Here is a 15,648-nt window from a genome sequence, read left to right as displayed (position 1 = left end):
GATACTCCTTTATCAACGACTAATCTTAGCGCATAACGGACGGTTTTTGATACAGCTCGCTATTTATTATTCAATTAATTGAAGGTCGGGCAGGACGGTATATTATTAAAATGTTCAATCTATTCAATGGCAAGGGGATAACATGTCCGAGAACGAAAAACAAAAACAGCCAACGGAAGTGGCGGAAAACAAAGAGACGAATAAAAAAGACAAAGTAAAGATGGTCACCAACTATTTGCTTTTGTTCATTGTCGTCATGCTCGGGTTCAGCATTGTGTCAGACCGCATCATTCCAGTGACTGACAATGCGCGCGTTAAAGGCTATATCGTGCCGATAAAACCTCAGGTTTCTGGCAACGTTTTAGATATTAAGGTTCGTCCGAACCAACTTGTTGAAGAAGGTGATGAGCTCGCCGTTCTCGACAAGTCAGATTATGAAATTGCAGTGAAGCAAGCCGAAGAGAATCTTGAAATCGCAGGGCAAAACGTTGGAGCGCAAACCGCGTCAATCGCTTCGGCACAAGCAAGGTTAACTTCAGCGATTGTTGAACGCCAAAACACAGAAGCGCAAGCCAACCGTGTTCTTGCCATGGCAGAGAAAGGCGTAGTGTCGAAATCGGATGCAGACAAAGCGAGAGCATCACTGGCAACCGCAAGAGCGAACGTAGTAAATGCGGAAGCGGATCTTGAAAAAGCGAAGCAACAACTGGGTGCCGAAGGCGAAGATAACAGCCAAGTAAAAGCGGCATTGCTGGCACTTGAGCAAGCTCAGTTGAACTTAGAACGTACTGTTATTCGTGCGCCAACTCAAGGCGGTGTTTCGAACTTCAGTTTGACCGAAGGCTTTTACGCTTCTGCAGGTCAGCCAATCATGACGTTTGTGTCGACAGAAGACATCTGGATTGAAGCGTACTTCCGTGAAAACAGTTTAGGCAACGTCAGCATTGGTGATGAAGTAGAAATCGCCCTCGATTTTGTTCCTGGCAAAGTCATCAAAGGCAAAGTCAGCAGCATCGACTGGGGTGTTGATTGGGGACAAAACCAACAAGCGGGCAAGCTCGCGCAAGCCAACCAACAAACAGGCTGGTTACGCCAAACGCAAATGCTACCAATCGCTATCGAGTTTGATCGTGAAGAGGTAACAGGAATGCTACGCGTTGGCGGGCAAGCAGACGTGATTGTCTACAGCGGTGACAACTTCGTGTTTAACACCCTTGGCAAACTTTGGATTCGTCTACTGAGCGTACTGTCTTATGTCCGATAATCTGAGCATTGATAACGCAACTCAACGCCGGATTTTGCGCTTCACCATTGGTGTCGGTCTGGCGGTGTTTCTCGCTGCTTGGATTAATTGGCAACTGGCGTTTGTTGCGCCGGTATTTACCGCGAAGTTCTTGGTCGACAAGCCCAACCTTCATAGAGAAACGATTTACGAGTTGCTGCTGGCATTGATTGCCACCATGGGATTGGGACTGCTTCTTTCAGGAGGCATTACTCAGTACCCAATTGTTCTGCTGATTGCCGTCGGTTTGATGATGGCATGGGGTTACTACTTGTTTACTGACCCCAAATGGAATCTGTTCGCGACCATTTTGTTGATTGCGGTGTTGATGTTGCCGTTTATGGCAATAAACAATCCAGCGGTTTCCTTGGTTCTCGCGAGTGGCTTGGCGATTTCTGGAGCGGTATCGGTGGCGATTTTTGCTCTGGTTCATATTTATCTTCCAGAGCCAGACAGTGAGTTCGCTGGCTATGCGACTCCACCAATTGGCAGAGAACAACGTTGGCATGCGTCATTTCGAGCCATGTTGATTTCGTTTCCTGTGGTGTGCTTCTTCTTTATCTTTCAGATTTCAGAAGCGCTGCTCACTATGATGTTTGTCGCGTTGCTGTCTTTGATGATTACGTCAGAGAAGTCAGTCAAATTAAGCGCGTTCTTAATCATCAGTAACGGTATCGGCGGGATACTTGCCATCTTGGCTTTCTCGATTCTCGCGATTGTGCCAAGCATATTCTTTTACACCGCCTTTATTGCGTTATTGGCGGTATTGATAGGGAAGAAGATTTACACCGTGCCAGAGAAGGCTCCGATATTCGCCACGGCGTTCAGTACCTTGCTTGTCTTAATCGGCAGCACGCTAATGAGCTCTGGCGATATCGACAGCAATACATTTATCCGAATCTTCCAATTGGTGTTGGTCGGGACGTACATGATCCTCGCATCACTCTTTTTGGAAACCCGACAATGGAAGTTTTTGCAAACATAACACTTAACAGACAGTGAAAAGGTAACGCTATGAAAGCTTCAAATGATTTCTCTAAACAGGCGATAGACGCCGCTATCAAGATCGGAGCCGTAGCGTTACTGATCTGGTGGTGTTTCTCTATCCTCAGTCCATTCATTATGTTGGTTGTGTGGGGCGGCATTATTGCCATCGCTTTGTACCCAGTCATGATGTCCCTTCACAATCGCTTAGGTATCTCGAAAGGTAAGGCGAGTGCGCTCCTCAGCACTATTGGAGTGTTGTTACTTTTAATCCCCCTTATCGCGCTCTCATCCGGCCTTTATACCAGTGGTACCGAGGTCGTCACAGGGTTGCAAGATGGCACTTTAGTTGTACCGAAGCCACAAGAAAGCCTAAAAGAGATCCCTGTCGTGGGTGACAAGCTGTTCATTGCGGTTAACTACGCATCGACCAACATGGAAGGCTTCCTAGTTAATTATGGCGAACAAGTAAAAGGTTTCCTTTCTCAAGCAGCATCTATCGTGGGCTCGGTAAGTGGTGGTTTCATTCAGTTCATCATTTCGACCATGATTGCCGGTGCGTTCATGAGCAATGCTGAAGTTTGCCAGAAAGGTTTTACCAAGCTAGCTGACCGCCTCACCAACAAGAAAGGTGAAGCGTTGATTGATCTTTCTAAGTCGACCGTTCGCAGTGTGGTTCAAGGTGTGATTGGTGTTGCACTGATTCAATCTGTCATGGCGGGTGTTGGTATGGTCGCGGTTGGCGTTCCTGCTGCTGCGCTTTGGATGGTTGCCGTGATTCTGGTTGCGATTGTTCAGCTACCACCAATTCTGGCGTTGATTCCTGCGATTATTTACGTGTTTAGCGTTGAATCGACACTGGTTGCCGGCATCTTCCTAGTCTGGTGTATCTTGGTGAGCGCGAGTGATGCGGTACTGAAACCTGTTCTTCTAAGTCGTGGTTCTGACACACCGATGCTCGTGACGTTACTAGGTGCACTGGGTGGTATGGCAATGTCTGGTATCGTTGGTCTGTTTGTGGGTGCCGTGGTACTGAGCCTGACTTACCAATTGATGGTGAACTGGTTAGATGAAGATGACGCGGAAACAAACAAAGAACTGAGCATTGAACAAAAAGCGAAGGAGGAAGACAAAGTAGAGGTGGCATCATGAAACCGATGACCAGGGAAGATAACTTCTACTTTTTGTTTTTCGCACTCATTGCGTTGTTTTTCGGCTGTGCTGTGATGCATCAGTTTTATCCAGATGGGCAGGAATTTGTTCTTGCTCTTTTGGTGGTGACACTAGGCGTTTCGATTGCAGGCATCAACAAGAAAAATAAAACAAACCGAACATGGTATGGCGTGTTACTGATTGTGGCCGTCATCTCCTATGGGATGTCGTTTTTAGAGCATTTAGATCTGTCCATTTTGACGCTAAGTGCACTATTGGTGTTCTTGTTTTCGCACATATACTCGGCGCTAAAGCAGGTAGTATTAACCAAGTCAGTAACGACAAACCACATCATAGGTTCGATTTGTATCTATCTGCTCTTAGGACTGGCGTGGGCGGTGATCTACTTGTTGGTGTTGGAGTTTTTCCCAAGCTCTTTCACTGGATTAGAAGCAAAACCTTGGCTGTCGAACTTGTTTAACACCTTGTACTTTAGCTTTATCACGTTGACGACGGTGGGCTATGGTGACATTTCACCGACGGTTCCAGTGGCTCAGTTCTTCGTTTTCTTCGAGGCGATAGTTGGGAGCTTTTACTTGGCCATCATGGTGGCAAGTTTGGTGAGTATTCGTTTGGCTCAAGCACAGAGTGAGTAAACAAATGAATGGTTTGAATGGCGGAGCTGAAAAGTCTCCGCCATTTTTGTTTTAAGAGGAAATGAACTTAGCTATTAAATGCACGAGCGACGCGATCTTCGCAACGGATTGTGTAGTTACCTACATAAGCAGGAATGAAAGCCGATTGCCCTTTGCCAAGCACCAATGTTTCGCCGCTTTCTGCAAGTAGCGTTACGTCCGCATCGATTGGCATCAAGATTTCTGCACTGCTCATCTCAACTTTTTGATCTTTTGGCTCTTGGAAGACAGAGAACTTGAAGTCTTGTACAGGGACAGGGAAGTGATGCTCACAGCCTTTGATTTCTGCTTTGGTTAGCAGCGTATTTATTGGCTTTGGAATAAAGTCGGTACACTTAACCAGTTCTTCCACATCCATGTGTTTTGGTGTTAAACCAGCGCGAAGTACGTTGTCTGAGTTCGCCATGATTTCCAGACCAGTACCTTTAATGTATGCGTGAGGCGTTCTTGCGCTTAAGAACATAGCTTCACCGGGTTTTAACGTAATAACATTCAGCAGTAATGGGGCAAACAAACCTACGTCATTCGGGTACTGAGCAGCAAGATCTAAAATCAATTCGCACACAGGGCGTACTTGGTTGGCTGCTGCGTAACTTAATAAGTGATCCACGGCGTTAATCTTGCGTGCTTCTTCCATGGAAAGAATCTCTACGAAGAACTGACACAACCCATCTTGGTTAGGATTGCGCTCAAGCTGTTCTAGGTAGCTGTTGATTTCAGGAATGTCACACAGGCGGAACTCAGCGATGATTTCATCAAAGGGACGAAAGCCGTTCATCGCTTGGTATTCAGTAAGTGCGTAAACCAGTTCTGGCTTATGGTTGGCATCTTTGTAATTACGATTGAATGCGCTCAGCGGGACACCTAACTGTTGTTCTTTTGCATAACCTAGCTCCGCATCTTGCTTGTTTGGGTGCACCTGAATAGACAAGGCTTTATCCGCCGCAAGAATCTTGAAGAGGAAAGGTAGATCACCAAAGGCTTCTGCCGTGCTTTGCGATAGAAACGCTGACGGATCCTGGTTGATCAATTCTGATAATGAAACATTTGTACTCGAAGCAGTAGTGTTTCCTTGTGTAACGATAGAGCAACCATTCGGATGCGTGCCCATCCAAACTTCGGCTTGAGGTTGTTGAACTTCGTTAGCAAAACCAAACAAATCGTGGATAGCAGTGCGACTTCCCCAGTCGTAGTTTTGGATTTTATTGTCCATTTTGAAGAAGCATTTTGATGAAATAGTATTCGAATTCATGAATTTTACCCGTAGAAAACCCTCCGAACTGAATCGGAAGCAAAAAATAGTGGAGATTGGACGGGTGAGCGGTTAACTCACCCTAAGAGGTGTAGAAGTCGCTTCTACAATCAGATGTCTACAACCTAAGCTTGGGAGCGAGCGGCTTTCTCGAAGGTTGAGCCTGCAAGAACGGTAACAACAGCAAGCCAATAACGGCTGCGCATACCGAGATGGTGATAAAGAATCCAGTCCAGCTGTATTCTTCAAGAATCAATGCCAATGGGTAGCCAGAAAGTGCGGCACCCATGTAAGCAAACAAACCAACAAAGCCGGTTGCTGCACCAGCAGAATCTTTGTGTGAACATTCCGCTGCAGCCATGCCAATCAACATTTGTGGACCAAACACAAAGAAACCAATTGAGAATAATCCCGCCGCTTGGAACGCGAAGTTGGTTAACGGCATCAACCACAGTGCGGCGACAGATAGGAATATACCTGCGGCAAACAATAGGTTCATTGGGCCTCGGTTACCACCGAACAATTTATCCGAGCCCCAACCAGCCACTAGAGAACCAACAAAGCCACCGATTTCAAACATCGACAGCGCAGCGTTAGCATTGATTAGGCTGTAGTGATGTTGTTCTGTTAGGTACAAGTTACCCCAGTCATTGATAGCGGTGCGCACGATGTAAACCAGAACATAGCTAAATGCGAGCAACCAAATGTACTTATTGTTGAACACGTACTGTTTGAGGATTTCTTTATAACTCAGACCTTGTCCGTGATTTTCTTGAGCGAGTTCTAACTTGTCATCTCGCCATTGACCAACCGTTGGTAGCCCTTGAGTGGTCGGTTTATCACGCAAACGCCAACACACAACCACACCAAGAATCACGCCGATTACGCCCGGTACGATAAAGCCTTCTCGCCAGCTGTAATGGAATGTGAGAAAACCAACGAGTAGGGGAATTAACGCGCCACCTACGTTATGAGCCGTGTTCCAAATTGCCCACAAAAAGCCACGTTCTGAGCGCGAATACCACGTCGTAAGTAACTTAGAGCACGAAGGCCAGCCCCAACCTTGGAACCAAGCGTTCATCACCCACAGGGCTGCGAGTGCAACCAAAGAGCTAGAGAAGCCAAATGCGATATTGATAAGGCCCGTCGCGATTAAACCGACACCCATGAAAAAGCGAGGGTTAGAACGGTCGGAAATGGTGCCCGAAATAAACTTTGATAAACCATAGGTAATGTAGAAAAGCGTACCAATCATACCGATATCGGCTTTATCAAGACCCAGATCAGCGATCATCGCGGGTGCGGCGTAGTTGAAGGTTTTACGAGTGAAGTAAAAGCCCGCATAACCAAGATACATGCCCAGCATGATGTGCAGACGCCAATAACGATAACGTTCATCCACTTGGTCTTTGCTAAGGGGAGCTTGGTTGTAGCTCGGAGACTGAAATAATCCAAACATGCTCGTTACACCTTAGGTAATGTGATGGCGATTTGTGTGCCATCCACATGATCGTTCAAAGAGTAGATATACATTTTTCCACCAAGCGCTTGCACACGTTCTTGCATGCCGCGAACGCCCATGCCTTTCATGCAGTCTTCGGTTTTGAAACCAATGCCGTTGTCAGCGATGTTCAACGAAATGTTCTCGTCAATAGACAGCTCGATAACAATAGACGTCGCACTCGCATATTTGGCAGCGTTGTTTAACGCTTCTTGGCACAAACGGAATAGGGTGACTTTCAGCGTGTCGCCCAAAGACTCATAGTCACCTTGCCAATCAAGCACAACGCGAGTGCCATGATTGTCGAACTCCATTTCACGGGTTAACTGGTGAACAGAGTCTTTCAAATCCAGATCGTCGAGCATTTTCGGACGCAGTTTGCTCAGCAAATGTTTGGTGGTGTCATAAACATTGAGTGATAGGTTTTCGATCATGTCGGCACAGCGTGTGTTCATTTCGGCATTATCAACCCGCTTAATGATGCTCGCTTGGGTACGAATAGCTGTGATGTTCTGACCAATCTCATCGTGCAGCTCCCTTGCCACGTCACGACGTACCGACTCTTCCGCTTGAATGAGTTGTCGGGACAAAGTTTGGTTTCTCGACAATTCGCCACGCAGTTTTTGGTTAAGATCTTTTTGTTTCTGCACCGCTAAACCGAGCATGATGCCCGTTAAGGTTTGTGCCGAAAGGGACAACAGAAGGTCAGTGATTTCCAGATTCGAAACACCGCTTCGTGCAGCGATCAAGGCAATACTGTTTAACATGGTCGCAAGCAGTGCACCTTGCCAACCGTAACTCAGTGCCAAGACGATGATTGGGATCGCCATACAGAAAGGTGCAAATCGAGCCAGTTCATCAGGCAAGCTGGTTTGAACCAAAATGCTGGCAATCAACAGCACGCTATAAAGCAGAATATGACGAACTTTGAATTGAACTTCGTTGGCTAATAAGTTCGAGGTCAGCGGTGACCAAGGGCTTTGGAAGAGATAATTCCAGAGCAAGTAACACATCGGCAGCACCAACAAACCGCCCGCAATGCTCGCTAACCATGCCATATAGGCAGATTGAACATGATAGCCAACCGCAAGTACGTTAATGCAAGACGTCACGAGCAACACGACCGCCATCACCGCTAAATGTTGGTTCTGATCGCCTTTGTAATAACGCTTAGCAAGGTAAACCACTGGAATACTCAACACGCTGGCCACCAACACCATCAACCATTGTGGCTGTTCAAGAAGTAGAGCGAGTGCAACGGTCAGCCCCCATTCGGCAAGGTAAATCGTTGCCCAATACTTTGTACGCGTGTGCAGTGTTAATCCCAAACGCAACGCGAAGGGGAACAACAAGATCGCAAGCTCTGCATCGTTCACAAAGTAATAGGCGATCACCCACAGACAGAACCACGAGCATCCTGTCATGAATAAACCGCAAATGGAGGTGATGGTGTAGCTACGCATTAAAACGACTCTTGCGAGAACAGCTTGGCCAGTTCAACGTTGTTCTTCACGCCAAGCTTATCCATGGCGTTTGCACGGTGAACGTGAACCGTTTTATGGCTTAAGCCAAGCTCAGTGGCGATAGACTTCACATCCAAGCCACGAGCCAGCAATTGGCACACTTCGTTTTCTCGGCGAGTCAATTGAGTCAGCGTCGCCGCTTTGTCACTTGGTGTGGCGAGCTTCAGCGCAATATCCGGCGTTAGGTAACAACCGCCTGAAGCACTGGTTCTGACTGCTTGAATCAACTCATCTGGGCTACAACGTTTACTTAGGTAACCTTTTGCGCCGAGTTTAAGTGACTTTTCAACCATTGCCGGAGAGTCATGCACGCTTAGCATGACACAAGCAATGCCGGAAGGGATTTCGGAGAGTAGGGTAAGCCCACTTTCGTCTGCCATCGAGATATCTAGGATAACTACATTTGGCTTGCACGCAGGTAATCCCACTCGAGCTTCTGCTACCGAGCTAAATTCACCTACAACATTCATGTCTGTTTCAAGGCTCAGCAATTGAGCAAATCCAGAACGAACAATGACATGGTCATCGACAAGCGCTACGTTAATCATCTTAAATACCAAACTTCAGCAATACACAAACGAAAATGAGCTCAATACCAATTGGCGCGAGATAGGAGACAATCCTTTGGCACCTTTGGTATAGAGAGCTCAATAAAAACCTACTATGATACTAAATTGACCAAGTTTATTTAATGATCTAGCGCGCTTTGGCTGGCAAAGCGCGCTGTTTGATTAAGCTTGGTTTTCTGCGAGTTCAAGCTTCTTCTTGTTTTGACGGATCTTTTTCTCTTCCGCGATAGCAACGAAAGCCAGCAAAACAATACAAATCATTGCGGAGGTATCTAGGGCAGCAAACGTGCCTTTCCAACCCGTTAGACCAAAGATTGGCGTGCCGTCTGCAATCATACCCAGACCCAGTTTCGCGAAACTGTCACCAATTAGGTAAGCGAATGTGCCTTTTACGCCATCTGCAACACTGATTGCTTTTTTAGGAACAAAGCCAACCGCAGCAACACCGATAAGCAGTTGAGGACCAAACACGAGAAAGCCTAGAACAAATAGCGACGCTAGGTACATGAACTCGCTCGTTGCGTGTTGGTAGAACTCAAGTGATACGATGATCAAACCCAAAGAAACACAAGCCACTAGCGCACGGCGACCGTTCGCAAGGTCAGACAGGTAACCCCACATCAGAGTCCCCACAAGCGCACCCACTTCGAATAGGGTAAAGCCAGAGATTGCTGTTTCTTTTGATAGACCGAGTTCTTGGTAAGCGTAGACCGTTGACCATTGGTCGATGCCGATACGCACGATGTAAAGGAAGATGTTTGCAAAGCAAAGTAGCCAGATAACTTTGTTTTTCAGTACGTACTCAACAAAGATTTCTTTCTTGGTCATTTGATTTTCTTCAGCCGCTTCGTCTTCTTCGCTGACTGCTTCATCAAATAGCTCTTCAACTTTACCTAGACCATATGCTTCTGGAGAGTCGTTACCAAAGCGCATGCCAATGAAACCAACGATGATCGCAATAATAGAAGGGAACACGAACATGCCGATTACGTGACCGTCGAACAAGTAGTTTGCACCAAACAGAGCTACACCTGCGGCACCCGCACCACCTACGTTGTGAGACATGTTCCAAAGACCTAGATAAGAACCACGCTTGTTACGCGGCGTCCACTTAGTGATGGTCGAGTAACTAGAAGGACCACCAGTACTTTGGAAGAAACCACTCAGTGCATAGAATGCGACCATCATGAACAAGCTCGCGCTACCGCCACCCATGCTGAAGCTGAAACCAAGCATTGCCAGACCAGAAAGGATAAGCATAAAAGGGAGGAATTGCTTGGTGTTCTTACCATCGGCGTAGTAGGAGACTACGGTCTTACCGATGCCGTAAGTAATCGAGAAACCGAGACCAATCAAGCCTAGGTCTGTCATCGACAAGCCGTAAGTTGAAATCATGTCATTTTGCGCGACGTTGAAGTTTTTACGGATCAGATACATGGTCAAGTAGCCAATAAATACCACTAGGTAAGATTGGATAAATGGCTTAAACCACATTTTTCTACGTGCTTCGACAGGAAGGTCGAGGGTAGGCTTTCGGACTTGTTCAAGGAATCTTAACATCGTGAACTCTCTTGCATTTGTGTGATGCACTTGCGTGCTCGCTTTCTTTTAACTGTCGGCGATTGTAGAGAGTCCTCTTTTGAACCACATGAGAGGAGGGCTTAGATCGACTAGGAAAAATTCCTAGAAAACGATTGTTGATTAAGAAAGCGTGAAAATCATCACATTCATAGAAGTATAAATAGCGCTTTAAAAGTTAATAGAACGTATCTGTGGCGTGAATTGGCAAGTATTTGAACAGGCAATGTTCTATGTTGAAGACCAATGTGTGTTGGCTCTTCTGCTCAGAGTGAGTCGCCTCTCATTATCAAATTGCACTTAGATTGCTATTAATGACAGCTCGGAAGTTTGTGCATAAACTAGAATAATCCTTGGTATTTTAAGATGATAGCTTGCATGCCCAATACAGATATTCCTTTGGTTCACTCGGAAGAAGTAAAGCTTTTTGCCACGATGTTAAATGAACTTGATGGAGATATTCACTCATTACTTGAATCCGCCCGAATGCCACAGGATATCTTGTTTAACCAACCCCTTGACGCGTTTGTTCCCGAGAGCGCGCTAAAAGCAGTCTTCCAAACGTTGGGGGAACGTGCATCACCAGAGAAGTTTGCCTTGCTTACTTGGATGCTTTGTCACGACATCTATGTGCCTAGATTTGCGAATCAAATTACTCAAACTCACTCGCTAAAAGCAGCGCTAGAAGAGGTATCCCAACTGCTTAAACAAATCTCTGATAACGTCAGTATTTCTGTTCAATCGCGCGGCGGGAAATGGTGGCTAGTGAGAGAAAAACAGAACGCAGAAAGGGACTGGTTCCGTTACGCAGAAATGTTCTCCGCGATGTTCATGAATGAGTTGCTCAAAAAGCTAGTTGGCGCCCAATGGCGATTGGCAGAAGTCGGAATTCAAGATGTAGAAGCCGAACCTTTCAATCTGTTGCCGGGTATGAAGAGTGCGCAGTTCTTTACAGGTAGACCGGTTACTGCAATCTCAATTCCTAATGAATGGATTAACCATCCGATTGCTTTCACACCATCTCAAACGGCGCCAAATACAAGTTTTCGTGGTGAGGATGATAAGTTCAGCGATGCCTTAGCAAGGGCGCTCACGCCTTATCTCTCGATGGGTAAGATCTCTATCCAGTTTGCTGGCGAGTTGATTGACATGAATGCTCGCACCATACAAAGGCGGCTAGCAAATGAGGATACGACGTATAGAGAAGTGATCGAAGGTTTGGTGCTGAAACAAACGCTAGAGCTTTTAGCGGACCGAGACCTGAGTATCACCCATATTGCGCTCAAAACAGGCTACTCCGATTCTGCTCATTTCACCCGTGCGTTTAAGCGAATGATGAATCTCACGCCTAAAGCGTACCGTCAATCCTTGTCTTAATCAGTTACACATAAAACCTCTGAATAATCGGAGGTTTTCGTCTCAACTCACATTTCTATAACAATGTCCGCATGTTGTCGTGTAAAGGCAATTAAACCACCTTGAAAGTCGTCATTATGACTTCTATGTTTTTAACGTAAGTCGTCTGTTTCATATGTATTTTTATCTGATCAGTTGTTTTTGGTGATCACTGAAATAGACGCCCTCATAACGCCGCTGTTTAAACAGGGAGGTTATAGGAAATGGACCCCAACTATCCAAAAACATAGGTGTAATAATGACAATTTCTAAGAAGAACCTTTCTTTAGTTGCGCTATCTTGTGCGTTCGCCCTCAATGCCAATGCAGCCTCAACGCTGTTTACCAACGTCGATGTTTTCAATGGCACGGATGAAAAGCTACTGCAAAACCAGAACGTATTGGTTGTCGATAACTTAATCAAAGAGATTTCGGCTAAACCGATAAAAACCGACAAGCAAACCACAACGATTAATGGCGAAGGCTTAACCATGATCCCTGGCTTGATCGACATGCACTCACACATGTGTATTCAGGAAGGCATGTTGGTAGGTCGAGATGGTTACGACCAAATGGCGATGGGTGCACGTGCTCACGTTTCCATGATGCAGTACCTCGACCAAGGCTTTACGACGGCTCGTGACGCAGGCTGTAATATTCTTGGTATGGCAAAAGCCATCAACAATGGTTTGCTAGAAGGCCCAAGACTCTTCCCAGCAGGCGGTTTCTTGAGTCAAACAGGCGGCCACGCAGATACCGGCAGCTTCAATGATGTACCAGGACGCGTTGACGATCTCGAACGCCACGGCTTTGGCTATATCGTTGATGGTGAAACAGAGGCTCGCCGTGCTGCGCGTCAGAACCTTCGCTCGGGGGCAACTCAAATCAAGATCATGGCTGGCGGCGGCGTCGCAAGTGAGTTTGACCCAATCCATATGACGCAATTCTCCAAAGAAGAAATGGAAGCGATTGTGGGCGTAGCGGAAGACTATGGCACTTATGTCATGGCCCACGCTTATCATGACCGTTCGGTTAATCGCGCCATTGATGCTGGCGTGAAAGTTATCGAACATAATTTCCTTATCTCTGAGGAAACTATCAAACGAATGAAAGAGAAGGGCGTAGCGCTATCTGCTCAAGCAGTGATGTCTCTTGAAGCCTTTGCAGAACCAGAAAAGATCACCTTCTTCAGTCCCGATCAAAAAGCCAAAGCGACCAAAGTAAACGAAGGCGCGAAACAGATGTTTGAGTGGGCGCGTAAATACGACTTGTTGATTGTAACGGGCGGCGATATGTTTGGCCCGTCTTACAATACGCGCCAAGCAGACAACATGGTTTGGATGGAGAAAGTCGGATTTACCCCTTATCAAATCATGAAGATGGGCACATCGAACGCAGCAGAAGTGCTTAGTTGGTCGGGTGGTATGAATCCATATAAATACGGAAAGCTCGGAGTTGTAGAGCCGGGGGCTTATGCCGATGTGGTGCTGGTGGATGGAAATCCTTTGCAAGACATCACAGTTCTTAACGATTACCAAGATAAATTCAAAATAATTATGAAAGACGGCAAGATCCACAAGAACACCTTGTAGTAAACTCTTTCGACTATTTGGGGACGAAGGCTGTCCCCAAATTTTTCTCTAAAAGACAAAGAACGATTCAAGGGAACGTATGAAGAAGTACCTATTAGCTGGCTTAGTTTTGCTGGCTTCATCAAATGTATCCGCCGACCAACTTAGTTGGCAGCAATTATTGCCAGTCAATGTTCCTCAAATTGAAGACCCATTTGTAAAACTTACCGATCAACAGCTTTTCGAACTTGGTTCTCTTGCAAGATACCGCGATTCTCAAAATCTTAATGAGCAACAGAAGCAAACCATGAAAGAGTTAGAGGACAGTTTAAAAGCTGACGACTTAGACATTGAATGGTTGTTCAAAAAGCGAAACGAAATTACTGAACATCGTCGTATGTTGGCATCAATGCCAAACGCAACACTTACCGAAGATACTTATGAAATTCCAGGCTTTGTAACGCCAGTAGAATTTAACAATGACGTTGTCACAAAATTCTTCCTTGTTCCAACCATGGGCGCATGTATCCATACACCACCACCTCCAGCAAACCAGATTGTGTTGGTTAATTACCCGAAAGGTTTGAAACTGACTTCTCTTTACGAACCGATTTGGGTGAAAGGGGATCTGCACGTGAAAAAGACCAAAGCAGACGTTTCATACTCTGATGGTGCTGCGAACGTAGAAACTATCTACCAAATGGACGAGGTTTCTATCCGACCTTACCAATAAGAGTCTATTATCGAAATGACATAAAGCAGTGAGCTGTCGCTTAATGGCAATTTTCAAAACTCTGAATCATTAAAATCTCTTTCTAGAAATCAATTTAATGAGAACCCAGACATGAAAGTAACTGTTCCCAAGCTTAGTTTTATCGCTCTTTCACTTGTAATGGCGTCATCGGTAAACGCGGCGAACTTTGGTAGCCCTGATACGGTAGACAATACTATTGCAGAAAATGCTCGAGAAAAACGCTCATGGCGTGAGTCATTAGCTGAAGAACACAATGTTACTTTCGGTCTGGATTATCAATTCCTTGGACTAACGGCCTCAACCCCTCAAATTGGTGGTGAAGATACGGCAAGTGCTGGTGTTGCTCGCTTTTATGGTAGCTGGGATCTGATCGGTCTTGATTCTGGCAATACAGGCGGTCTGGTTTGGAAAGTCGAACATCGCCATGCTTACAACGATTTGTCACCAAAAGAGTTCAGCTTTATCGGAAATGGGCTTGGTTATGCAGGCATGATTGGTCCAGCATACAGCGATCAAGGAGCTCGTCTAACCAACCTATACTGGAAACAAAAACTGAATGATGGCAAAACTTCCTTCATGGTGGGTTTCCTAGATACGACTGACTACGTTGATGCCTATGCATTGGCAAGCCCTTGGACCGGATTTACTAACCTTGCATTCAGTACTGGTGGAGGCTCGATTGGTCTACCGGATGATGGGATTCTCGGCTTAGCCGTGGGACACATGCTGACTGATAACTTCTATATGGTTGCAGGTGTCGCTGATGGTAAAGGGCGTTCAGATGAGCCATTTGATGGCTTCGATACCTTATTCAACGATCATAAATTGTTTACCACGTTCGAGCTAGGTTGGACGGCGTCACAAGACCAAATCTATACCGATAATGTTCACCTAACGGCTTGGCATTTAGATGGCGACACGCAACATAACCTAACGAATAAAGACAGCGGACAGGGTATTAACTTTTCAGCAAGCTACTTTGCTACAGAGCAATTAATGCCATTTGTTCGTGGTGGCTTTTCGGAAGGTGATGTGGCGCTTTATGATCGCTCCCTAACGGTGGGGATTGGTTATTTTGGTTTAGGTAAGCCAACCAACAACCTCGGCTTCGCTGTTAACTGGAGCCATGTTAACGATAACCTAGAGCAAGCCTATGGTGTGGATGACTCTGAACAGTTCACTGCCGAGCTTTACTACAACATGCAGTTAAACGACTACATTCAAATTACCCCTGATATTCAATACATTAAAGACCCAGCATTTTCGAACAAAAGCAGCACTTGGGTATTAGGTCTTCGCGCGAGAATATTCATCTAGATGATTATGTTTATTTGCCTTATTAAGAATAACTGTATATAAATACAGTTATTCTTGTTTTGGGTTAATTTTGCTA

Annotated in this window: 13 protein-coding genes; 8 read left to right on the top strand and 5 right to left on the bottom strand. The window is 45.8% G+C overall.

What is annotated here, in order from left to right:
- Positions 1-142: 142 nt before the first annotated feature.
- From ATB76_RS04345 to ATB76_RS04330, 4 genes are read left to right on the top strand one after another with little or no spacing between them, the layout of a single operon-like run.
- Positions 143-1,264, top strand: a complete 1,122-nt coding sequence (locus ATB76_RS04345; protein WP_054755327.1) for an HlyD family secretion protein — start codon at positions 143-145, stop codon at positions 1,262-1,264.
- On the top strand, positions 1,254-2,267 hold the full coding sequence (locus tag ATB76_RS04340) for a DUF2955 domain-containing protein (RefSeq protein ID WP_045405367.1): 1,014 nt from the start codon (positions 1,254-1,256) through the stop codon (positions 2,265-2,267). Before ATB76_RS04345 ends, ATB76_RS04340 begins: the two co-directional genes overlap by 11 nt.
- 29 nt (positions 2,268-2,296) lie before the next feature.
- The gene (locus ATB76_RS04335; RefSeq protein WP_061034715.1) at positions 2,297-3,418 is read left to right on the top strand and encodes an AI-2E family transporter; all 1,122 of its coding nucleotides are present in this window, start codon (positions 2,297-2,299) and stop codon (positions 3,416-3,418) included.
- Positions 3,415-4,074, top strand: a complete 660-nt coding sequence (locus ATB76_RS04330; RefSeq protein WP_038877347.1) for a potassium channel family protein — start codon at positions 3,415-3,417, stop codon at positions 4,072-4,074. The genes ATB76_RS04335 and ATB76_RS04330 overlap by 4 nt, the downstream gene beginning before the upstream one ends.
- 67 nt (positions 4,075-4,141) lie before the next feature.
- Here ATB76_RS04330 and manA read toward each other — a convergent pair whose 3' ends face one another.
- From manA to uhpT, 5 genes are all read right to left on the bottom strand, one after another.
- The gene (gene manA / locus ATB76_RS04325) at positions 4,142-5,365 is read right to left on the bottom strand and encodes a mannose-6-phosphate isomerase, class I (protein WP_061034714.1); all 1,224 of its coding nucleotides are present in this window, start codon (positions 5,363-5,365) and stop codon (positions 4,142-4,144) included.
- Between the two features lie 118 nt (positions 5,366-5,483).
- A complete protein-coding gene (locus ATB76_RS04320) occupies positions 5,484-6,824 on the bottom strand; it encodes an MFS transporter (RefSeq protein WP_038877356.1) in 1,341 nt (446 codons plus the stop codon).
- 5 nt (positions 6,825-6,829) lie between these two features.
- Positions 6,830-8,329 carry a signal transduction histidine-protein kinase/phosphatase UhpB gene (uhpB, locus tag ATB76_RS04315; RefSeq protein WP_061034713.1) on the bottom strand — a complete coding sequence of 500 codons (1,500 nt, stop codon included), beginning with the start codon at positions 8,327-8,329 and terminating at the stop codon, positions 6,830-6,832.
- A complete protein-coding gene (gene uhpA, locus ATB76_RS04310) occupies positions 8,329-8,937 on the bottom strand; it encodes a transcriptional regulator UhpA (RefSeq protein WP_005435246.1) in 609 nt (202 codons plus the stop codon). The genes uhpB and uhpA overlap by 1 nt, the downstream gene beginning before the upstream one ends.
- A gap of 183 nt (positions 8,938-9,120) precedes the next feature.
- Positions 9,121-10,518 carry a hexose-6-phosphate:phosphate antiporter gene (gene uhpT / locus ATB76_RS04305; protein WP_038870657.1) on the bottom strand — a complete coding sequence of 466 codons (1,398 nt, stop codon included), beginning with the start codon at positions 10,516-10,518 and terminating at the stop codon, positions 9,121-9,123.
- 396 nt (positions 10,519-10,914) lie between these two features.
- On the opposite strand from uhpT, the gene ATB76_RS04300 reads away from it, so the two are divergent.
- The 4 genes from ATB76_RS04300 (at position 10,915) to ATB76_RS04285 (ending at position 15,572) form a co-directional block, all read left to right on the top strand.
- Positions 10,915-11,913, top strand: a complete 999-nt coding sequence (locus ATB76_RS04300; protein ID WP_061034761.1) for a helix-turn-helix transcriptional regulator — start codon at positions 10,915-10,917, stop codon at positions 11,911-11,913.
- Positions 11,914-12,190: 277 nt separating this feature from the next.
- Positions 12,191-13,522 (top strand): amidohydrolase family protein, encoded by a 1,332-nt coding sequence (locus ATB76_RS04295; protein ID WP_038877362.1) that lies wholly within the window; start codon positions 12,191-12,193, stop codon positions 13,520-13,522.
- A gap of 79 nt (positions 13,523-13,601) precedes the next feature.
- A complete protein-coding gene (locus tag ATB76_RS04290) occupies positions 13,602-14,234 on the top strand; it encodes a DUF3299 domain-containing protein (RefSeq protein ID WP_061034712.1) in 633 nt (210 codons plus the stop codon).
- Between the two features lie 111 nt (positions 14,235-14,345).
- On the top strand, positions 14,346-15,572 hold the full coding sequence (locus tag ATB76_RS04285) for a carbohydrate porin (protein ID WP_061034711.1): 1,227 nt from the start codon (positions 14,346-14,348) through the stop codon (positions 15,570-15,572).
- Positions 15,573-15,648 lie beyond the last annotated feature (76 nt).

The sequence above is a fragment of the Vibrio sp. MOR3 genome (assembly GCF_001557775.1).
Classification (GTDB): Bacteria; Pseudomonadota; Gammaproteobacteria; order Enterobacterales; family Vibrionaceae; genus Vibrio; species Vibrio jasicida.
The sequence above is the reverse complement of the archived record's forward strand: the minus strand, read 5'-3'. Positions and strand labels throughout refer to the sequence as shown.